Source organism: Alistipes sp. dk3624, from assembly GCF_009557455.1.
GTDB classification, from domain to species: Bacteria; Bacteroidota; Bacteroidia; order Bacteroidales; family Rikenellaceae; genus Alistipes_A; species Alistipes_A hominis.
Genome location: NZ_CP045651.1, coordinates 1,460,909 through 1,482,060, shown reverse-complemented (window position 1 = coordinate 1,482,060; position 21,152 = coordinate 1,460,909). Strand labels below are relative to the sequence as shown.

The 21,152-nt window shown below is 57.3% G+C and carries 13 protein-coding genes; 6 read left to right on the top strand and 7 right to left on the bottom strand.

Translation table 11 applies throughout. From position 1 onward, the window contains the following. Window positions 1-315: 315 nt before the first annotated feature. The 5 genes from GFH31_RS06225 to GFH31_RS06205 all read left to right on the top strand — a co-directional run bounded on the left by GFH31_RS06225 (window position 316) and on the right by GFH31_RS06205 (window position 7,027). Window positions 316-570 carry a hypothetical protein gene (locus tag GFH31_RS06225; RefSeq protein ID WP_055205691.1) on the top strand — a complete coding sequence of 85 codons (255 nt, stop codon included), beginning with the start codon at window positions 316-318 and terminating at the stop codon, window positions 568-570. A 276-nt stretch (window positions 571-846) separates the two neighbouring features. After that, window positions 847-3,891, top strand: coding sequence for a protein translocase subunit SecDF (secDF, locus tag GFH31_RS06220; protein WP_153498341.1), 3,045 nt, complete (start codon window positions 847-849; stop codon window positions 3,889-3,891). An 88-nt stretch (window positions 3,892-3,979) separates the two neighbouring features. Next, window positions 3,980-4,768, top strand: coding sequence for a diadenylate cyclase CdaA (gene cdaA / locus GFH31_RS06215; RefSeq protein WP_055205792.1), 789 nt, complete (start codon window positions 3,980-3,982; stop codon window positions 4,766-4,768). A 28-nt stretch (window positions 4,769-4,796) separates the two neighbouring features. After that, a complete protein-coding gene (locus GFH31_RS06210; protein WP_153498340.1) occupies window positions 4,797-6,524 on the top strand; it encodes a hypothetical protein in 1,728 nt (575 codons plus the stop codon). A 17-nt stretch (window positions 6,525-6,541) separates the two neighbouring features. Further along, window positions 6,542-7,027 (top strand): copper resistance protein NlpE N-terminal domain-containing protein, encoded by a 486-nt coding sequence (locus tag GFH31_RS06205; RefSeq protein ID WP_101572116.1) that lies wholly within the window; start codon window positions 6,542-6,544, stop codon window positions 7,025-7,027. Window positions 7,028-7,075: 48 nt separating this feature from the next. Here the strand turns inward: GFH31_RS06205 and GFH31_RS06200 are convergent, their stop codons facing one another. Beyond that, a complete protein-coding gene (locus GFH31_RS06200) occupies window positions 7,076-7,921 on the bottom strand; it encodes a phospholipase A (RefSeq protein WP_055205795.1) in 846 nt (281 codons plus the stop codon). Between the two features lie 378 nt (window positions 7,922-8,299). Between GFH31_RS06200 and GFH31_RS06190 the strand changes: the two genes are divergently transcribed. Beyond that, the gene (locus tag GFH31_RS06190; RefSeq protein ID WP_101572120.1) at window positions 8,300-9,184 is read left to right on the top strand and encodes a helix-turn-helix domain-containing protein; all 885 of its coding nucleotides are present in this window, start codon (window positions 8,300-8,302) and stop codon (window positions 9,182-9,184) included. A 91-nt stretch (window positions 9,185-9,275) separates the two neighbouring features. On the opposite strand, the gene GFH31_RS06185 is transcribed toward GFH31_RS06190, so the two are convergent. The 6 genes from GFH31_RS06185 to GFH31_RS06160 form a co-directional block, all read right to left on the bottom strand. Beyond that, complete coding sequence (locus tag GFH31_RS06185; protein ID WP_216645976.1) at window positions 9,276-10,646, bottom strand: glucoamylase family protein; 1,371 nt, start codon at window positions 10,644-10,646, stop codon at window positions 9,276-9,278. Window positions 10,647-10,728: 82 nt separating this feature from the next. Next, window positions 10,729-12,372, bottom strand: a complete 1,644-nt coding sequence (locus tag GFH31_RS06180; RefSeq protein ID WP_172970808.1) for a hypothetical protein — start codon at window positions 12,370-12,372, stop codon at window positions 10,729-10,731. Window positions 12,373-12,405: 33 nt separating this feature from the next. Continuing rightward, complete coding sequence (locus GFH31_RS06175) at window positions 12,406-14,685, bottom strand: glycoside hydrolase family 3 N-terminal domain-containing protein (RefSeq protein ID WP_228385815.1); 2,280 nt, start codon at window positions 14,683-14,685, stop codon at window positions 12,406-12,408. Between the two features lie 5 nt (window positions 14,686-14,690). Further along, window positions 14,691-16,313 (bottom strand): glucoamylase family protein, encoded by a 1,623-nt coding sequence (locus GFH31_RS06170; protein ID WP_118656719.1) that lies wholly within the window; start codon window positions 16,311-16,313, stop codon window positions 14,691-14,693. Between the two features lie 10 nt (window positions 16,314-16,323). Beyond that, complete coding sequence (locus GFH31_RS06165; protein ID WP_055205698.1) at window positions 16,324-17,970, bottom strand: RagB/SusD family nutrient uptake outer membrane protein; 1,647 nt, start codon at window positions 17,968-17,970, stop codon at window positions 16,324-16,326. Window positions 17,971-17,990: 20 nt separating this feature from the next. Then, a complete protein-coding gene (locus GFH31_RS06160) occupies window positions 17,991-21,035 on the bottom strand; it encodes a SusC/RagA family TonB-linked outer membrane protein (RefSeq protein WP_118456934.1) in 3,045 nt (1,014 codons plus the stop codon). Window positions 21,036-21,152 lie beyond the last annotated feature (117 nt).

Below are 21,152 nucleotides of genomic sequence, written 5' to 3'. Positions count from 1 at the left end.
CGTGCGGACGGACGTATCATTCCGGACTAAAATTATGGAAAATTTTTGTTTTTCGAAGAATTTCCCGTACGAATTCGGAAAAAGGGGAGACGTAGACGTTTTTTTGTAGATCCGGACAGGGGCCGGGACAGCCGTTCCGGGAAGCGTAAAAAAACATTAATATGTTGTTTGTTGATTCGTTATGCGGTGAATCGGAAAAAAACGGAGGGATTCCTTTTGAATTGAATTTTATTTTTTATACCTTTAAAACTGGATTGATCGTTGTATGGAATTTATTGACAGATCTTGCATAACTTAAACTAAACCTTAAGGATTATGGTAATTACATTTAACGAGCTGCGCCGAATCAAGGACAAACTGCCCAGCGGCAGTTCGCAGCGTATTGCGGATGAATTGAACATAGACGTTAACGTTGTGCGGAATTATTTCGGCGGGACGCATTTCAAGGAAGGCGGCCCGGTGGGCATTCATCTCGAGAAAGGTCCTGACGGGGGAGTGGTGACTTTGGACGATGCTTCGATCCTGGAGTGCGCGATGCGTATTATCGCCGAGCAGAAGGATCAGCAGTAACGTGGCGGAAATCGGGCGGCAGGGAGATCGAAAACGGTCTCCCTGCCGTTTTGCGAGCGGGGCGAAACGTGTTTCCGTGCATGTCGGGCGGCTCCGTATCGCGTTGACGCGCAGCTGTCGTAAGATACTAAAGGATAAATTAACGGTTTAAAACGGCCGTTTGTTGTATTTCGCAAAAAAATATGTAGCTTTGCAATCCAAATGCGGTTATCATAGCCGAACGCAGGGAATATCAGCGGGTCAGTAAAAACGAAAATATATAAAACTTTTGAACAAATGCAGAATAAAGGTGCACTGAAATTTTTGGCTATCGCGCTCGCGGTCGCCTGTGCGTATCAACTCTCATTTACTTTTGTTACGCGGCACGTGGAGAACAAGGCGGCCCAGTACGCTGCCGGAGACGCGGTCAAGGAGCAAAATTATTTGGATTCGATCAAATCGCAGACTGTCTACAACCTCGGGTTCATAAAGTTCAATTACAAGCAGTGCAAGGAGAAAGAGATCAACCTCGGTCTCGACCTGCGCGGCGGTATGAACGTCATGCTGGAGATCTCGATCGAGGATGTGATCCGGGCGCTTTCGAACGACAGCAAGGATCCCGGTTTCAACCAGGCGCTGGTGCAGGCCCGCGAAGAGCAGAAAAACAGTACGAAGGATTATATCACGCTTTTTGCCGAAGCCTACGAAAAGATTTCGAACGGCGGTCGGCTGAGCTATATTTTCAATACGCCGGAACTGCGCGAACAGATCACCCCGAACAGTACGAACGCCGAAGTGATCAAAGTGCTCCGGTCGTCGGCCGAAGGCGCGATCGAAAACTCGTTCAACGTGCTTCGCAACCGTATCGACAAGTTCGGCGTGACGCAGCCCAATATCCAGCGTCTTGAAAATTCGGGACGGATACTGGTGGAACTGCCGGGCGTCAAGGAGCCGGAACGCGTCCGCAAACTGTTGCAGGGGACGGCCAGCCTCGAATTCTGGGCCACTTACGAAAACCAGGAGATCTATCCGGCGCTGGTGCAGGCCAATGACGTGATCAAAGAACTGCAGGATGCGGGCGAAATCGTTGCGGAAACCGGCGGCGCGTCGACTGTTGCCGCCGCTGCGGACAGCCTGGTCGCCGCTACCGTCGCTGCGGACAGCACGATGCTGGCGAATGCCGACAGCGCCGCCGCAGCGGGCAATTCGACGCTGATTTCGCAGCTCGATAGCACCGATGCTTCTCATGTGGAAACCGACGAACAGGCGATGATTTCCAAATTCCCGCTGTTCGCGAAGCTGCGTCCGGTGGCCGACGAGCAGGGACAGGTCGGCAGGGGGCCGGTGATCGGATGGGCCAAGTCGTTCGATACGGCCGCCGTGAACCGTTATATGAGTCTTCCGCAGGTGAAAGCGCTGCTGCCCCGCGATATCAAGCTGATGTGGGGCGTCAAAGCCATCGATCCGCAGGAGACGACGTTCGCGCTCTATGCTATCAAGGCTAATACGCGCGACGGCAAAGCCCCGTTGGACGGCGGATCGGTCGTCGAGGCGCGCGAAGGATATGCGCAGCACGGATCGAGCGCCGAAGTGTCGATGACGATGAACGCTTCCGGAGCGCGGACATGGGCCCGTCTGACGGCCGACAACGTCGATCGGTGCATTGCGATCGTGCTCGACGGTTACGTTTATTCGGCTCCCGTGGTTCACGGGGAGATTTCCGGCGGACAATCGTCGATTTCCGGACAATTTACGATCAACGAAGCGCGCGACCTGGCCAATGTGTTGAAGTCGGGTAAGCTGCCCGCTCCGGCGCGGATTACGCAGGATACCGTCGTCGGCCCGTCGCTCGGTCAGGAGTCGATCAACGCCGGTATGATGTCGTTTATCCTGGCATTCGTGCTCGTGCTGATCTATATGATCTTCTACTATAACAAAGCCGGTTGGGTGGCAAGCGTCGCGCTGATATGCAATTTGTTCTTCCTGTTCGGCGTGCTGGTTTCGTTCGGAGCCGTGCTGACGCTGCCCGGTATCGCCGGTATCGTGCTGACGATGGGTATGGCGGTGGACGCCAACGTGATTATTTACGAGCGTATCAAGGAGGAACTCCGCATGGGCAAGACGCTCGCCATGTCCGTGGCCGAGGGGTACAAGAATGCCATGTCCGCCATTATCGACGGTAACGTTACTACGCTGATTACCGGTATCGTGCTGTTCATCTTCGGCACCGGCCCGGTGCAGGGATTCGCCACGACGCTGATCATCGGTATCATCACTTCGCTGTTCACCGCGATTCTGATCACCCGGTTGATTTTCGTGGGTATGCTGAACCGCGAACGCAAGATTACCTTCTCGAACAAATTCACCGAAAATTTCCTGGCCAACACCAAGTTCAACTTTATCGACAAGCGCAAGATCACTTATGTCATTTCGGGTATCATGCTGTTGATAACGCTCGTTTCGCTGGGCGTGCGCGGGATGAGTTACGGCGTGGATTTCTCCGGCGGCCGCGCTTTCGTGGTGCGTTTCGACCAGCCGGTCACCGCGAACGAAGTGCGTGAAGCGCTGGGCGATGTCTTCACGGGCACCGGTTACGAAGTGAAACAGTTCGGTCAGGACAACCAGATGCGTATCGTTACGCAGTATAAATACGACGACGAGGGGGACAACGTGACCGCCGAAATCGAAGACATGTTGTACAAGGCGCTCTCGCCGCTGATGACCGCGCAGCTTACCGAAGCCGAATTCCTGACGACGGCGCAGAATCCGTACGGGATCATCAGTTCCGACAAAGTGGGGCCGAGCGTGGCGCACGACATCAAGGTCGATTCGGTTATCGCCGTGCTGTTCAGTCTGGTCGCTATCGCGCTTTATATTATTATCCGGTTCAAACGCTGGCAGTGGGGTGTCGGCAGCGTGATTTCGCTGACCCTGGACGCCCTGTTCACGATCGGTCTGTTCTCGTTGCTGCACGGCCTGCTGCCGTTCAACCTCGAAGTCGACCAGTCGTTCATCGCCGCGATCCTGACGATCATCGGTTACTCGATCAACGACAAGGTGGTGATTTTCGACCGTATCCGCGAGTACCAGACGCTCTATCCGAAACGCAACATCAAGGACAACATCAATAATGCGATCAACTCGACGCTGACCCGCACGATCAATACTTCCGGTACGACGCTGGTCGTGTTGCTGGCCATCTTCCTGTTCGGCGGCGAAGTGATCCGCGGGTTCGTCTTCGCGTTGCTGTTCGGCGTGCTGATCAGTACTTACTCGACGGTATTCACCGCGACCCCGATCGCATACGACCTGATTCGCCGCAAAGAGCCTGCTGCAAAGTAAGCGTGCGGAGATCCTTTGGAGCATGATAAAACGGCGGCTGTGAAAACAGTTGCCGTTTTGTCATTCTTTTATTACCTTTGTTTCTGCTATGGGCTTCGGATTTCTGGATATTACGCTGGTCGATATTATCGATATCTTCGTGGTGGCGCTGATTATGTTTCAGGTGTATCGGCTGACACGGGGGACGAATGCGTTGCGCATCGTTGTCGGCATCCTGATTATCTACCTGCTGTGGATCGTGACCCGCGTGTTGAATATGGAACTGCTCAGTATGATACTCGGGCAGATCATCGGCGTGGGGGTAATCGCGCTGATTATCGTGTTCCAGCAGGAGATCCGGCGTTTTTTGATCCTGCTCGGCACGCAGTATACGAATCGGCGGGTGTCGTTTATGGCCCGGTTGTTCCGTCCACGCGGACGGAAAGTGAAGGTCGTCGGGCAGGAATGGATCGATACGGTGGTCGGAGCTTGCGCCGATATGGCGAAGACCAAGACCGGCGCGTTGATCGTGATTGCCCGTAAAGTGAACCTGTTGCCTTTTATCGAGCAGGGAGAGCGTATCGATGCGCTGATTTCCGCCTCGCTGATCAAAAATATCTTTTTCAAGAATTCGCCGTTGCACGACGGGGCGATGGTGATCGCCGACGATCGGATCGCGGCGGCGCGGTGCGTATTGCCGTCCACCGAGCGCGAGGTTCCCATGGAGTTCGGGATGCGTCACCGCGCGGCGCTCGGCGCTTCCGAGATAACCGATGCGCTGGTGATCGTCGTATCCGAAGAGCGCGGAACGATCTCCATCGCCCGCAAAGGACACATCAGCCGAGATATCTCCCCGGCCCACCTGCAAGTGCTGTTGCGCAAGGGGCTTTCCGTTTAATGCATACCGACTAAAACCCGATATAGCTATGACCAATTTATTCAGAGCGCTCCGAACCGGTGTTCTCTTGTCGTTTTGTTTCCCGTGTTTCGCTGCGGGACAGATGATTTATGTGGATCGCGTCGATCCGCAGTATGTTGTCGAACCGCTGGTCAAAAACGACCGCGGCGCGGCGCAGTCCAATACCAAACGCATTGCAGCCATTATGCAGCGGGCCCCGCAGGGGGCGACGCTGTTTTTTCCGGGCGGAGATTACTATTTCGCCGGTTCGGCGGCGCCGAATCGCGGAACGATCGAGTCTACGGCGACCGGACAGGTATTTCGCGGAGAGGGCGCGGGGACGACCCGTATTTTCCAGACCGATGCGCGCCGGGATTTCGGCTTTGTCTGCCGCGAGGATCTGAAGCGGGTTCCCGCCGCGACGATCCGCATCCGGCATAAAGGGTGCGTGATCGACGGGATGACCGTAGCGCTCGACCGGCAGACGCCGTCGAAGACGATCGCCGGAACCGCCGCGATCCAGATCGCCCACATTGCTTATCATCCCGATAACAATGTCGGAATCATCGAAACGACCGGCCGCGGCGCAGACTTTTTGCTGGACCACGTGATCGTTTCGCGGGTTAACGTCGGGGAGCAGCTCGGCTCGGGTATCCTTTCCGATAAGTTTTTTGAGGTAGGGATCGATATCATCGGTTCCGGCGGTCATGTGCGGGTATCGGACGTTAATCGACTGGACGCCCGCACCGGGATCCGGCTCGATAACGGCAACCATTGCGGACAAGGCGAGTACCAGTTCGAGTCGATCTATTGTATGGGTAATCCGGCCGTGTTCCGCGACGGGGTGTTCTTCGATTGGGTAGGCGGGCAGGCTCCGTCGATCCACAACAGTTCCTGTTCGTTTACCAGCGGAATCTTCGCCGGTCCGCGCGGCAAGTTCGGCGACCGGCTGAATCCGTATCCGGAAGCCGAAGTGGTCAGGCGGTCGGGGCGCGATTGGGACTGGCTGACGCTGCACGGCCACTCGGTCGTCGACGATCCGAATCCGGCGCAGCGTACCGAGTGGTACGGACTGCCGCGTTATGCCGAAGTGGTGCGGATCGGCAGCGAACCGGCCGTCGGCGGCCGGGAGTGGGTTGCGGGCAAAGATTTCGACGTGGTACGGGTCGAGGGCGGCGACTGCGACGCGGCCTCGCGGATCGTCTGGAAAAGCGGCGACCGACCGGCTGCCGGCAGCGTTTACTACGTGACATTCCGCCAGCCGGCCGAATACCGGGTGCATGATCTGGAGTGGGGCAATGCGATCAACGTGTCGATGCAGGAAGCCAACCAGAGCGACGGTTTCGCAGTCAAGTTTTCCGACCAGGGGGTCGGACACCTGAATCCCGACTTCCGGTTCGGAGTGGGGTATAATTTCCTGTTTTCCGGCATGTTCGTGATCAACGGGGATTTTATCTTCGACGGGGACGTCGACCTGGTCAACATTACGGGGCTGACTTCGGGCGTTTGCAACATCCGTTTGCAGGGAGCCGACGCCAATCGGAAGTGTCGCCGCATATCGGTCAACAACAGTACGTTGAATTACTTGCGTCTCGGAGATTTTACCGAGAATATCCGCAGTTCGAACAATTTTATGGACAACGTCTGCCAGGTATTGTCCGCCGATCCGCAGGCGCTGCCAGAGTTGATTCGAGCGCGGAAATATGTGCTGGACGGACAGACGCCGGTCGAGGCCGTTCCGTCTTTCGAGAAATAAACTAAAACAGAGACAGCATGAAAACAGGATTGATTTTAGGAATCTCCGTACTGGTTGCAGCATGCGGCGGCCAGACGGGTAGGCAGGCCGCCGCCGGGCAGGATACGGCGACAATTGCCGCGGATTCGGGAATGCAGGTGCGCTATTACGAAGGCACGCTGCCTACGGCCGACGGCACTCCGATCAATTACGAGCTGGAACTTAAAAACGAAGAGTTCAGCGGCGACGGTTCGTACGATCTGACGATGATTTATCCGAAGGCTGATAAGGGAAAGGATAAGAAGTTCCGGATGATAGGACGGTGGGGAACGTTGCGCGGTTCGGCCGAAAATCCCGATGCGACCGTGTACCAGCTTAATTTCGGGGATACGACCCTCGAACAGATTAACTTCCTCTATTACCCTGACAGTCTGGTTTTGCTGAACCGGCACCAGGCGCGTCTGAAACCGGGGCCGAATTATGCGCTGAAGCAGGTGGACGCGCTCTCGTCCGCCGCGGAGTAATTTTCGCGGGACGATTCGTTGCGTCCGCCCCGCCGCGGGATCGAAAGGTCAGAAGATCGAAAAATGTTTCGGTTTGATGGCGAACCCGATGCGCAGGTAGCTGTGAAACCGGTCGTAATCGATCATGCTCTCGGCGTAGCCGTTGTAGTATTGCAGGTAGATATACTGGTTGCTGATTTTCGACAGCCGGAAAGCGGCGTCCATCTGGAAATTCGCATTCAGATTCCAGCCGCCCCGTTTAACGACGAGCATCGAAAAGCGGAACCGCTCGTTACGGGTCTTGTAGGTTCCGGCGACCTGTCCGTAGCCGGCGTAGCGGACGATGTGCGGATTGTCCGACAGCGCGAACGGGATCCAGAATTTGGCCTGTACCGTGAAATGCGGATCGATCTCGTAAATCGCCTGAAGGGTGATTCGGTTCCAGCTGCGCGACCAAATGCTGTCGCGCCCGTTCGATTCGTGTTCGAACTGTAGGAAACCTACTCCGACCACTTTGTCGCCCCGGGTGATCGGCATCCCGAAACCGAGCGTCGGGTTATAATTGTTTTCGTAAAACGGTTTCGAATCCTTGTAGATCTCCCAGAACGATTTTTGCGTATAGGTCAGAAACAGGTAGGTGTGCAGCGGGAGGATGCTTTTGATCAGCCGGTGCCGCAGGCTGATCTGGAATTTGGCGTCCGAATTGTCTTTCGTGACGCGGCCTCCCGAAAAGCTGGTTCCGGTGACGATGTAGTTGTCTTTGTAGATGCCGAACGGCGGGATCGATTCCACAGCCCGGTAAAGGCTGTCTTTGTCGGGGTACCAATCGGGTATTTGCCGCGGTTTTTTGGCTTCGGCGATCTGCGCGATCGTCAGCGCGGCGGGCAGCAGCAGCGCCAGGAGTTTATTGGTCATGTCGTTTCGGTTGCGGATTTGCCGGCGATATATTCCTGTCCGGAAGCGTTCTCGGGATCGTTGCGCCTGATATGGGCAAAGGCGGTGCCGTATTGTGAGAATTGCCGGTACCGTGAAATAGGTTTGTCTGGAGTCTTTTCCTGCATGAAATTATCCTTTTTTTACACCGCTTCGGATGCGGTAATACGGCGTTTGTAATCGTGTCGGCTGCATTATATGCCTGTCAGTAAAAAAAATGCGTATAAAACATTTTGCAAATGTGGATAAACGGCCCGGTTTGAAAAGTTCGTTTTCGCCGAATAATTGTTCTGAAAGTCGTTTTCGAACAGGCGTACGGAATATAATTATAATTTTGCAAAATATAAATGAAGGCGCGGTATGAAAGAAGAGGGTGTAAAGAAAGTCAATATGTCGATACTGGAGACCGAAATCGATCTTATCACATCGATCAAGAACGATTTCGCCATTTTTGAAAATTCCAGCGACCTGCCGGTGCTCGATTATCCGAGCCGGCTCGAAATGGGAATGATGGCGATTTGCCTCCGGGGAACTACGCGGATGAGCATCGACCTGAAAGAGTATACGTTCGGAGCGAACGACATGGTGATTGTCCTGGCCGACCAGATCGTCCAGCAACACCAGCGGAGCGACGATTTTTTGTGTTGCGTGTTCGCCGTTTCGATCAAGTTCGCCCAGGAAGCGATCCTGTCTTACCGGCAGTTCCTGCCGACCCTGTTGCGGATCAAAGAAGATCCCCGGATTCCGCTGAAACCCGAAGAGGTGGTTTCCGTTCTGGAATACTGTTCGTTCTTGCGCCAGAGAGTCAACATGCGAGACAACTGTTTCCGTCGCGAGATCGCCAAGAGCCTGTTCCATGCTCTTTTTTACGAATTGGGCAATATCATGAACCGTCATGCTCCCGCCGTCGGACGGCAGGTGAAAACGCGTCGGGACGAAGTGTTCGAACAGTTCATTCATCTGGTCCGGGATCATTATAAAGCCCAGCGTAGTGTGACCTTTTATGCCGACAAACTTTGTCTGACGCCAAAGCATCTGTCGAACGTGGTTAAGGGACTTACCGGAAAATCGGCCGGCGCGTGGATCGACGATTATGTGATTCTCGAAGCCAAGGCCTTGCTGAAATCGACCACTTTGACGATCCTGCAGGTGTCCGAAGCGCTGAATTTCGCGAACCAGTCTTTTTTCGGCAAATATTTCAAGCAGCATACCGGAGTCTCTCCGACCCAGTACCGGCGGATGTAGGCGGAATGCCGTTAAAAATATCCGGGCCCATCGGCCCGGATATTTTTTGAGAACGGAAACGGGCGCCGTTTCCCGGCGGGAGATCGTGCCGTCAGTTCAACCATCCGCCGGTGAATCCGGCTCCTTTCAATCCGTTTACGATGTAGGCGTTCTTTTTCATCAGTTTCCAGATCAGTTGCGTGCGGTAGTTTTCGAGCATGACCAGGATCGGGCCCTGATCGATGCCGAGCCACCATCCGTCGATCCAATCTTCACTCGGATTGAACGAGTCGAGAAAGCCGTAGTCGGTGTAGAGCGCCCCGTTTTTGTAGCTTTTCATCGCTTTCAGCGCGGCGTAGGATTCCGTCGGAGTAAACGGGAACGATCCGCCGGCTGCCGTCGGGGCGATCGTGCCGTCGTCGGCGATGCCGGCGGCCGAAGCTCCGCGGGCGTGGTACGCCCATTTGCCGTAGGTGCCGGCTCCCGGCCCGTCGCAGGCGGTGAGTCCCCAGATATCGGCGCCGTATCCGACGTATTTACTCGGATTTTCGATGCAGTAGCTACGGTTGGCCAGCGTGGCCCGCCGGGAATTTTCGAAATAATCGAGACCCGGTTTGGAGCGCATGAAGGCGTCCTTGATCCCTGCGAAATCGATCCACATGTGCGAATACTGGTGCCCGAACAGCGGCGAGAAGTTCACCATCTCGTAGTTCTGGAAACTGCTGTAATTGTAGGTAGCCGTCCAGCGGTTCCATACGCTGCCGTCGAGTTTTTTGTCGGTCTCGGGCGAGCCGATTGCGAGGATGTAGAGGATCATGGCTTCATTGTAACCCTGCCAGGTGTACGGTTGGAAGCCGGATTCGGGAGTCCAGCCGAGACTCATCAGTTCGCCCTCGTTCATCGCCCATTTCCAGTCCACTGCGCGGTACAGTTCGTCGGCCAACCGCCGGATTTCGTTTTCTACGGCATTGTCCCGGTCGTAATAGGTCTGGGCGGACAGGATACCGGCCATCAGCAGTCCGGTGTCGATCGTCGAGAGTTCGTTCTGTCCTTCCCGGAGACTGGTGTTCCGGTTCAGAAAATGATAGAAGAATCCCTTGTATCCGGCCGAAAATACCGGGTCGGTGCCTTTCGGCGCATCGTTGAACGTCCGTAGCGTGACGACCGTCCGTTGGGCCGCTTCGTCGCGCGTGACGAAGCCGCGTTCGACGCCGACGATGTAGGCCGTCAGGCCGAATCCGGTGGCGGCGATGCTGCTCATCGCTTCGTTGTTCGTCGCGCTGGCCCGGTCGGGAACCAGTCCGTTCGCCGTGTTGGTCAGTTTCCAGAAGAAGTTGAAATGCGTGCGCTGGAGATCGTTCAGCAGCGTTTCGTCCATGTCGGGCGGAGTGGGGGGCGGGATAAATCCTTCCGAATCGTCTTTCGAGCAGGCTGCGGCCAGCAGCAGCGACAGGACGACCCCCGTTTTTTGCAAAATATTCATTTTTCAGTGTTTTTTAGCGGTTGAAACGAAGAGAGACGATCCTTGCGGGCCATCCCTCTTCGCTGTATTTTTCCGGTAAGGCTTATTTCTTGATGCAGCGTACCGGCAATTGCCAGGCCGCATCGGCCCAGTTGGCTCCGGTATTCGACGCCGAACTGTTGTTGATATCGACTTTCCACGGGGCGGTGTTGCTGCCCTTGCTCGACGTCCAGTAAGCGGCCGCTTCGCCGTAAGCCTGCGGCTGCGTGTCGCCGTTGGTCAGCCAACCGCCAATCGGCAGCTTCATCACGGAGTTCATCAGCGTCAGCGTGATGCCTGCGTTGCCCGAAACCCCGTTGCCGCTGATCGTTCCTCCGGTTACTTTCGCGATGGCGGCGTTGAACTGATCCAGTGTCGGTACGGCGTACCCTTCCGGGCAGACCGTCCATTCGCCGATAGCGTCGTAATCGATCTGGTAGGAAGCGTCGAATGCGGTGGCTCCGTACGGCTTGCCGTATTGCAACATCTGGCCGATCGAAGCGGCGTTGATGCCGTCGGCGCCGTAAGCGCCCGGATCGGCCGAAGCGGCTCCGATGTTGCGGTCGAGCCAGACGTCGCCCGGATCGACGTAGCCGTTACCGTTGACGTCGATGAAGATGGTGGTGTATTCGAGTCCCTGGTAAGTGAAGGTCTCCGGTTCGAACGGAATGCCCGGAACATCGGACAGGACGGTGACCGGAATGGTCGCGGTGTAATTCGTCGAGCCGATCTTAACGATGACCACGAGGTTCGTTACACCGTCCGAAACCGGAGTTCCGGACAACGGCACGTCCACCGTTCCGTCTTCGGCAGCCGGCAGCGTCGCGTCGAATGCGCTGCAACTGATGCCGTTGGTCAGGTCGATGCTGATCGTCGCCTGCTGCTCTTCGGCGGCCGTGTAATGCAGCGCGATTTTGACGTCGGAGAGTTCGACGCCTTTCGACAGGGTGCCGGTTACGGTACTGCCGGCGGCGTCGAGTGCGATATCGCCCGCGATTTCGACCGGAATGTCCGCCGTATAGGTGTTATCTCCCTGCGTCATAGTTATTTTCAGGGTCTTCGTTCCGTAGTCGGACGGCGTTCCTGTTACCGGGACGTCGAGCGTGCCGCCCGAAGGCGCAGCCGGTAGCGATGCGGTGAACTCCGCGATTGAAATACCGGATACCTCGTCTGCCGAAACGGTTACTTCCTGGTTCGCATACGACGTATAGTGCAGCGCGATGTTGCCGTTGGCGATGGCCTGTCCGATGCGGAACGTGCCGGTAACGACGCTTGCCGCGGCGTCGAGCGCAATGGCCGGCGTTACGGTCGCGGGGATCGAGATGAACACTTCGTATTCGCCGACGCGGATCACCGGCCGCAGGTTCATGCTGCCCGATGCAGTCGGGGTTCCCGAGACGGGGATCTCGACGGTTCCGTTCCCGTTGTCCGAAGAGGTCGGCGAAGCCAGCCGCACGTCGATCGGATCGCAGTACAGTCCGTTGACCTCCGGCAGCAGCACTTGGGCGCTCTTACCGAGACCGTTGGTATAGGCCAGCGTGATTTTGGTGCCCTGTGCGACCGCCTGACCTTGTGTCAAGCTGCCCTGGAACGAGCTTGCGGCCGAGTTGATATAGACCGTATTGTAAACCTTGTCTATTTTGGGGTCTTTGCCGCAGCCGGCCGCCAGAACCAGCGCGCAGATCGCAAGTAGTCTGAATGTTTTCATAATATTCATTTTAAATAGGAGTGGATTGTTTGCTTATTTCGTGATTTCGAAGGAACCCTCGAGCGCGGCGTCCGAGCTGCCGCCGGCCCATACTTTGAAGTCGCCGGGCTCGTAGCCGAAGCTCATGTCCTGCCGGTAAAAGCCGACCGCGTCGGACGTGATCGTGAAGCTGACTTCGCGGCTTTCGCCCGGCTCCAGCGTTACCCGTTCGAACCCTTTCAACTGCCGCGTCGGACGGGTTACGCTGGCCACCAGGTCGCGCACGTAGAGCTGTACGACCTCCGTGCCGCGTACCTTGCCGGTGTTCTTGACCGTAACGGTTACGGCGACGGGCTGTTTCATGTCGGTCTTTTCCGGAGCGACCTTCAGGTCGGAGTATTCGAACGTCGTGTAGCTGAGGCCGTAGCCGAACGGATACAGCGGCGTGGCGGTCGGTTCGTTCAGGTAGCGCGAAACGTAGTGTTGTTCGCCCTGTCCCGGCGTGTACGGCCGGCCGGTATTTTTCGCGTCGTAATGGATCGGCACCTGACCGAGGTTGCGCGGGAAGGTCATCGTCAGTTTGCCGCAGGGATTGAAGTCGCCCGACAGCACGTCGGCTACGGCATGTCCCCCTTCGGTACCCGGATACCACGCTTCGACGATCGCGTCGGCTACGGTGCTTTCCCACGACAGGTCGAGCGGACGTCCGTTCAGCAGGACGAGGATCAGCGGTTTGCCGCTTTGGGCGACTTCCCGGATCAATTCCTGCTGGATAGCCGGGATCCGAATGGAAGTCAGGCTCGTCGCCTCGCCGCTCCAGAAGCCCGGATGGCCCACCGCCATTACGACTTTATCGGCCGAACGGGCGGCATTGAGCGCGGCGGCGAATCCGCTGCGGTCGTCCTTATCGGGTTCGGAACCTTTCGTATAAATCACCTTGTCGGCCCCGAAACGCTCTTTAAGTCCGGTAAGAATCGAAACGACCTTGTCGGCTTGTCCCTGTCCGTACCACGATCCGAGCAGGTCGAGCCGGGCGTCGGCGAACGGTCCGATCAACGCGATCTTTTTCCCTGCGGCGATCGGCAGCGCTTCCTTGTCGTTCTTCAGCAGCACCATCGACTTGCAGGCCATGTCGCGGGCCGCTGCGAGGTTCGCCGGTTTGTAAAATTCTTTTTCGGCTGCTTGCAGGTCGTGGTATTTGTACGGATCGTCGAAAAGACCGAGCGCGAATTTCACGCGCAGCACTTCGGCGCACATGATGTCGACCTGTTTCTGCGGAACCATGCCCGTTTCGACGAGCCATTTCAGGAAACGGTGGTAAACGTCGCCCTGCAGATCCATGTTGATCCCGGCCTCGATCGCCAGTTGGCCGGCCAGCGAGCTGTCGGCCGCTACGCCGTGCGGAACCAGTTCGTTGATCCCGGTGAAGTCCGACACCACGAAACCGTTGAATCCCCACTCTTTGCGCAGGATCTGCTGCATCAGGTATTGGCTGGCGTGGGCCGGCACGGCGTCGATATCGTTGAATGCGGCCATCACCGTTCCTACGCCTGCGTCTACGGCCGCCTTATACGGAGGCAGGTAGGTTTCGCGCAGCGTGCGGTCGGTGAGATCCACCGTATTGTAATCGCGCCCCGCTTCCGGAGCTCCGTAGGCGGCGAAATGTTTTACGCAGGCCAGGATCGTCGTGTCGGAGGCGAGCGCCTCGGGAGTCGTTCCCTGGTAGCCCTGTACCATCGCGATCGCGATCAACGATCCGAGGTAGGTGTCTTCGCCCGATCCTTCCGAAACGCGTCCCCAGCGCGGATCGCGGGTGATGTCCACCATCGGCGAGAACGTCCAGTTCAGCCCCGATGCGATCGCCTCGCGCGCCGCTACGCGGGCCGAGTTTTCGATACCTTGCAGATCCCACGAGCACGACATGCCGAGGTTGATCGGGAAGATCGTTTTCATGCCGTGGATCACGTCGTAGCCGAACAGCAGCGGAATGTGCATCCGCGTTTCCTCGACGGCAACCCGTTGCAGTTCCCGGTTGTATTCGGGAACGTGCGCGTTGAAAATATTGCCGCAGGTGCCGTTGCGGATCGCCTCTTCGACGTTCTTGGGCAGTGTCGGGCCGGTCGTGGTGAAATGGCTCGAATAGAGTACGAGCTGACCGATCTTCTCGTCGAGCGTCATCAGGCGCATCACCGAATCGACCCGGCGGTCGATCTGCCGGTCGGCGAAGAAATGCCGCGCTCCGTCGGTCGATATGCCGCGATCGGCAGTCATGTGACAGCCCTGCGTCAGCAGCGCCGCGCAGGCGGTAAACAGGATATTTTTCAGGTTGGTCATAAGTTTCATTTTGTGTATTCGATGGTTTTGTGGTTGATCGTAAAGCCGAGCCGGTCGAGTCCGCGCCGGATGTCGTTCTTTTTCATAAAGGCGTTCCAAACGGTCGCGTTGCGGTGGTTTTCGATCATCACCAGGATCGGACCCTGGTCGATGGCGATGTAGCTTTCCGTCGAACGGGGTTCGCCGAGGCTCAGATTCACCGCGTCGTAGAATCCCATGATTCCGAACGCGACGGACCCGAGGTTGCGGTAGAGGTTTTTGAGGACGGCCATCGACTCTTCGGGCGTGTACGGCATCGACGACAAGGCGGCGGTAGGTGCGATCGTCCCGAAGTCCTCGCCGACGCCGGGCGTGTGCGCCCGGTAGCCTTCCGGCAGCGCGTCGCATGCGGTCAGGCCCCAGAAATCGGGGCCGTATCCCACCCAACGGTACGGGTTGTCGATGCAGTAGGCGCGGTCGACCAGCGTATAGCGGCGGTTCTGTTCCCAGTAGTTTGCAAACCGGTCGGCCAGCCCGCGCGGGTCGAGTCCCGTGTACGAGTAGTGCACCCAGAACAGCGGCCCGCCCATCTGCGCCCGTTTGCCGAGCGGCAGCATGATGCCGTAGAAATCGGTCGCGCAGAAGAACTCGCCCTCCTTGCGGTTGACCCAGCAGTCGTCGTAGACCTTCTTGTCGATCGGAAAGGTCGGCGATGCGGCTGCAAGGATGTAGGTGACGAACGTTTCGTCGTACCCTTTGATCGGATGGTTCATTGCGAAGCCGTAGTCCGGCGACCAATGCCAGTACAGGGCGTTCTGTCCCTGCGTATAATGGCTCCATTCCACCTCGCGCCACAGTTGTTCGATCCGGTCGCGCAACGCTTTCTCTGCGGCGTCGTTGCCGTCGAAATAGCCTTGTGCGGCCAGCAATCCCTGTACGAGAAACGCCGTTTCGACCAGGTCGCCGCCGTTGTCCTTTTCGCTGAAATGGTACGGCTGTCCGGTGCGTGTGTTATACCAGTGCGCCCATGCGCCGTGGAAACGCGGCAGTTTTTCGAGCGCCCCGACGATTTTCGTAAGCCGTGCGACTGCCTCCGGACGTGTTACGAACCCGTTGCGTACGCCCGCTACGATCCCCATGACGCCGAAACCGGAGCCGCCGGTGGTGATGCAGTCCGCCCGTTTGTCGTTCGAACGTTCGTAGGCGAGGCCGGTCAGCGGATCGGCGAAATCCCAGAAATAGCGGAACGTGTAACGCTGCACCATTTGTTGGAGCTGTTCGTCCGAAAAGTCCGAGATCGCGGCTGAAATCTGCGGGGTTTCCGAAAGCTGTTTTCCGTCGGCGCCGAGCGCCGCCACACGGTACGTATAGACTGCGTTGCGGCCGAGTCCGGCGACGAAGTCGAGGTAATAGAGGTTCGGGGTCTCTCCGCGCAGCGACTTTTTGCCGTCGCGCAGCAGGTATACCGCGTAGCTTTCCGCGCCGGATACCGCCGGCCAGCGCAGTTCCACGTGCGAGTCGTACCCCGCGGCCTCGATCCGGCCGACGGCCGGAAGGAAACTGCGCAGGTCGGTCTGCACCGGAGTCTGCGCCGCGCCGCAGTACCACAGCAGCGTCAGCAACGACAGCAGGAGTCCCGTTTTTTTCATCGATGTCCGATTAATAGCCGTCATTCTGTTTGAGGTTGTTCATCAGCAGGATCTGTTCGTTCGGCACCGGCATTACGTAATTTTTCGGAACGACTACGGGCGAAGCCGGCGGCAGCGGCAGCGTGGTCGATGCCGGGGCCAAGCCTTGCGCTTTCATCTCTTCGAGGCCCTGTTGTTCGGATTGGATTTTGGCCCATACCTTCGCGGCGAAATAGCCCGGTTGCATCTTGTCGATCCGTACCAGGTCGAAGTAACGGTCGCGTTCCATCGACAGTTCGATCCGCTTCTCTTCCCAAATGTTTTCGAGCGTCGGCTCTTTCGAGGCGAGTCCCGCGCGGGTGCGGACGGCGTTGTACCAGGTCGACGCTTTCGCGTCGCCGGTACGGACGGCCGCTTCGGCGCCGATCAGCAGCACTTCGGCCCAGCGCATCATTCGGATGTTGCCGCCGTAGTTTTCGTTACCCCCTACGACCGGCCGCGGCTGGTAGCCTTTGCGGCAGAAGCGGTTCGGGTAGCCGTTGCTGACCGAGTTCGGGTCGCTTTCGCTGTAGGCGCCGATGATTGTCGTGCCGTCGATCACGCTTTGGGTCTGTACCATGCCGCTGTATATGGTCGTTTTGCCATAGATGATGTCGTTGTCTTTGCGTTTGTCGCCCGGTTCGTACGATTGTACGAGGTTCAGCGACGGCGCGATGTATCCCCAACCCCAGTTCGGTTCGCCACGGGTGCCGAGCAACTGCCAGCCCTGGTATGCTCCGTCGGAGGTCGTGAAGCTGGCCGCCCCGATTTCGAATACCGATTCGACGCTGTATTCGCCCGCTTTCGTAAAGATGTTATCGACGGCGATCAGGTCGTATCCGTCGGTCGAAGATTCCATGTCTTTGACTATCTGTACGATCTGTTGATAATATTGCATGGCGTTGGCCGGATCGTCGGCGGCGCGGTACAGCAGCACTTTGGCCAGCAGTCCCTGAGCCGAGCCCTTGTGGGCGCGGCCGTACCACGAGGTCGGATACCATTTGGCGGATTCGGCTTTGTCGGGCATTTTCAGCGCGATTTGCAGATCGGCTACGATGGTGTCGTACAGCGCCGTGCGGTCGGAAATTTTCAGAGCGGCCTGTTCGGCGCCGGAGAGCGTTTCGAGCGGAACGATCGGGCCTTTACCCCATAGTTTCAGCACGACGAAGTAGAACCATGCGCGATTGAAGCAGGCTTCGCCCTGCAGGATCTCTTTTTGTCGTGGGGCGAGCCCTTCGAACGTGTCGATGGTTCTCAGCGCGGTGTTGGCCCGGCCGATGCCGGTATAGGCGTTCAGCCACAGCCAGTTCAGAAAGGCGGAACTTCCGGTGAGTCCAGACAGGTTCTGGAACTGGTTGGTGCCGTTGTTGTAGATCGTGCCGCCGCCGTCGGACATCGAACTGCCGCGCAGCGCGTTGTCCGAGCACAGGTCGCCGATCCACGAACCGGTCGTTTCGTAGGTGCTTCCTTCGCGGTAGGTCGCATAGATGCTGTTGGTCAGGCTCGCAGCGGAATTGCTGTTGCCGAGAAAGTCGCCTTCGGTCATCTGCCCCTGCGCCGGTTGGTCGAGGAAGCCGTCGCAGGAACTCAGGCTCAGCCCTGCGGCCAGTATGGATAAATAGATGGTAATCCTTTTCATTGTTTCCTGTTTTTAAGAGGTTAAATACCGATGCTGATACCGAACGAATACATGCGCGAAGGCGGATAAGTGCCGTCGAAACTGTCGATACCGGCACCGTTGGGCGGACCCGATATTTCAGGCGAGTACGAGGTTGCATTGGTCGCCGTCCACAGGTTGTGCACTGAGAAGTAGACTCTTAGGTTGCGCATCTTCATTTTGGACGAGATCCGCTGCGGGAACGTGTAACCGAGGGTCAGGTTCCGGATCTTGAAATAGCTGCCGTTTTCTACGTAATACTGGCTGTATTGGTTGTTCGTCCCGGGGCCGTCGAGCAGTACGCGCGTGGTCTTGTTGGTCGATCCTTCGCCGACCCACGAGTGCAGGTAGTCGGTCGTCACGTTGTACGGCGAGACGCCGAGCGTCTGACGGCGGGTGCTGTAAATTTTGTTCCCGAGGCTCGAATAGAGATCCATTTCGAGGTCGACGCCCTTGTAGGCGAAGCGCATGTTCAGCCCGAGAGTCACTTTCGGCAGGTAGCTGCCCATGTAGATACGGTCGTCCTTGTCGATCACGCCGTCGCCGTTTTGATCCTTGTACCACAGGTCGCCGGGCGTCGCGCCGTCGATCGACGCGGTCTCTTCGATGATCTGCTTGTTCTGGTAGATGCCGAGCACCTCGTAGCCCCAGAAACCGCCGATCGGGTAGCCGACCTTCGTGACGTTCGCGCCGTTTTCGAGCGGCGGCAGGTTCTGGTTCACCGAAACGACCTTGTTTTTCAGCGTCGTCCCGATCAGCGACAGGTCGTACGAGAAGTCGCCCCGGTTTTCGCGCCATCCGATGTTGAATTCGATGCCGGTGTTACGCGCCTTGGCGATGTTCGACAGCGGCGAGTAGGTCGAACCGCTGATGCCCGGCAGCGTGATGTTGGTCAGGATATTGGCCGTCGTTTTGATATAATAGTCGAATTCCAGCGTCAGGCGGTTGTTCAGCGCGCGGAAATCGAGCCCGAGGTCGAACTGCCGCGCCTCTTCCCAGTGCAGGCCGTAGTCGATCACCATATCGAGCACTTCCGAAGTGGTCACGCTCGCGGGATCGCGGCCGAATACGCCGTTGACCCGGTTCACGTAAGCCGTCTGAATATTGTTCGGGATACCGGCGTCGGAGCCTACCACGCCGTAGCTGGAGCGCAGTTTCAACTGGTTCAGCCAGCCGACGTTTTTCAGCCAGTTCTCTTCGTGCATCGCCCAGCCGACGCCGACGGCCGGGAACGTTCCGTAGCGACCGTTGACCGGAAAGCGCGACGATCCGTCGGTACGCACCGTGGCGGTTATCAGGTATTTGTTGTCATAGTTGTAATTGACGCGAGCCAGATACGAAAGGTAGGTGAAAACCGCGCCGCCGGTGGTTCCGGTCAGCGTAGAGGCTTGTCCGAGCCCGGTGTACCACAGGTCGCGGTTTTTCCATGCCACGTCGGGCATGCCCAGAATCTTCTGACTCTGATCTTGCGAGGTGGTTTTCTGGAAGGTGATGCCGACCAGCGCGCTGAACGCATGTTTGTTCTTTTCGAACGAGTAGGAGAGCGTATTTTCGTTCAACCAGTTGAACGTGCGGCTCTGGTTGACGCTCAGTTCGTTGTCGGTACGCCGTTGGTCGACGTTGACTTCGTATTTCGGCAGGAAGCTTTTGCCCTCGGAGTTGGAATTGTTCAGCGTATAAGAGGATTGGAAAACGAGGTTCTTGACCGGTTCCAGCTTGACGAAAAAGTTGGCGATCGTCTTGTAATAGTTCGTATAGTTGTCGCTGTTGTAGTATAGGTTGGCTACCGGATTGCCCGATTTTCCGATCTCGTCGACCGGGCCGAAGAATTTCGACGGGTCGTCCGGGTCCATCACCGGAGCCGTCGGCAGGGCGCGCAGCGCGCTCGCGAGATTCGATCCCTGGCTGTTGCGCCGTTCGTAGATGTAGGAGATATTGCTTCCGATGGTCGCCCATTTGGTCAGGTCGTAAGTGTTCGACAGCTTGACGTTGGCCCGTTCGTACCCGGAGCTTTTCATCACGCCTTCCTGATTGAAATAACCCGAAGAGAGGCCGTAGGTCGTTTTTTCGCCGCCGCCCACCAAGTTGACGTTGTAGTTCTGCGTTACGGCCAGTTGCGTGATTTCGCGCTGCCAGTCCGTTCCGCGTCCGGCCGCGTCGATTTGCTGCTGCGTGTAGGGCAGGGAGATCGAAGTCCCGTCGGCGGCGTTCTGCGCCATCACCCTGCGGTTCTGCAGGTAGAGGTATTGCCCTGCGTCGGCGTAGTCGAGGTAGCGTTCCATCTGCGATACGCTGACGTTGGCGTCCACGGTCAGTTGCACGGGTTGGTTCTTGCGGCCCTGTTTGGTGGTGATGATGATCACGCCGTTGGCGCCGCGCGAACCGTAGATCGCCGTTGCCGAAGCGTCTTTGAGCACCTCCATCGACTCGACCTCGTTCGGGTTGAGGAACGAGATATTGTCCATGATCAGACCGTCCACGACGTAGCACGGATCGGAGTTGGTGAACGAACTGACGCCGCGCACGCGGATTTGCGGCGCGCCGCCCGGCGCGCTGTTCTGCACCACTTCGACGCCGGCCACCTTGCCCTGCAGGCCTTGCAGCGGGTTGGCCGCCGCAACGGTCGTCGCCAGTTCGCTTCCTTTGATCGACGCGATGGAACCCGTCACGTCTCGCTTGCGCTGTACGCCGTATCCTACGACTACCACGGCGTCCAGGTCGGTGGCGCTGTCCTGGAGTGTCACGTTGAGCGAGGCTTGTCCCGTGTAAGGGATTTCTTGCTCTTTGTACCCGATGTACGAAAATACCAGGACGTCGCCCGGTTTTACGTCGAGGGAGAAGGTTCCGTCCGCGCCGGCGTACGTGCCCCGGTTGATGTCGCCCTTGATCAGAACGCTGGCCCCGATCAGGGGTTGCCCCTGGGTATCCGTTACGCGGCCGGTCAACAGTTTTGCGTCGCCCTGCGCATACGCCGCCAGGGAACAGCAAAAAATTAGGGCTGACAGCACGATCAGCCTAACCGGTTTTAAAAAGTCGAATACTTTCATAGAAACAGATTTAGTTTGGTTCGATTGTATTTGTTGACAGACAGGTACAAAGCAGATGCCAAGAATCGTATTCCGGTGTTTTTGCGCCTGAATGAGCCTAATTCGGCGAATCCCGTA

Excerpts from the sequence above, each read along its gene's own strand:
- GFH31_RS06225 (WP_055205691.1), top strand. The coding sequence starts at position 316 with ATGGTAATTACATTTAACGAGCTGCGCCGAATCAAGGACAAACTGCCC.
- secDF (WP_153498341.1), top strand. The coding sequence starts at position 847 with ATGCAGAATAAAGGTGCACTGAAATTTTTGGCTATCGCGCTCGCGGTC.
- cdaA (WP_055205792.1), top strand. The coding sequence starts at position 3,980 with ATGGGCTTCGGATTTCTGGATATTACGCTGGTCGATATTATCGATATC.
- GFH31_RS06210 (WP_153498340.1), top strand. The coding sequence starts at position 4,797 with ATGACCAATTTATTCAGAGCGCTCCGAACCGGTGTTCTCTTGTCGTTT.
- GFH31_RS06205 (WP_101572116.1), top strand. The coding sequence starts at position 6,542 with ATGAAAACAGGATTGATTTTAGGAATCTCCGTACTGGTTGCAGCATGC.
- GFH31_RS06200 (WP_055205795.1), bottom strand. The coding sequence starts at position 7,921 with ATGACCAATAAACTCCTGGCGCTGCTGCTGCCCGCCGCGCTGACGATC.
- GFH31_RS06190 (WP_101572120.1), top strand. The coding sequence starts at position 8,300 with ATGAAAGAAGAGGGTGTAAAGAAAGTCAATATGTCGATACTGGAGACC.
- GFH31_RS06185 (WP_216645976.1), bottom strand. The coding sequence starts at position 10,646 with ATGAATATTTTGCAAAAAACGGGGGTCGTCCTGTCGCTGCTGCTGGCC.
- GFH31_RS06180 (WP_172970808.1), bottom strand. The coding sequence starts at position 12,372 with ATGAAAACATTCAGACTACTTGCGATCTGCGCGCTGGTTCTGGCGGCC.
- GFH31_RS06175 (WP_228385815.1), bottom strand. The coding sequence starts at position 14,685 with ATGACCAACCTGAAAAATATCCTGTTTACCGCCTGCGCGGCGCTGCTG.
- GFH31_RS06170 (WP_118656719.1), bottom strand. The coding sequence starts at position 16,313 with ATGAAAAAAACGGGACTCCTGCTGTCGTTGCTGACGCTGCTGTGGTAC.
- GFH31_RS06165 (WP_055205698.1), bottom strand. The coding sequence starts at position 17,970 with ATGAAAAGGATTACCATCTATTTATCCATACTGGCCGCAGGGCTGAGC.
- GFH31_RS06160 (WP_118456934.1), bottom strand. The coding sequence starts at position 21,035 with ATGAAAGTATTCGACTTTTTAAAACCGGTTAGGCTGATCGTGCTGTCA.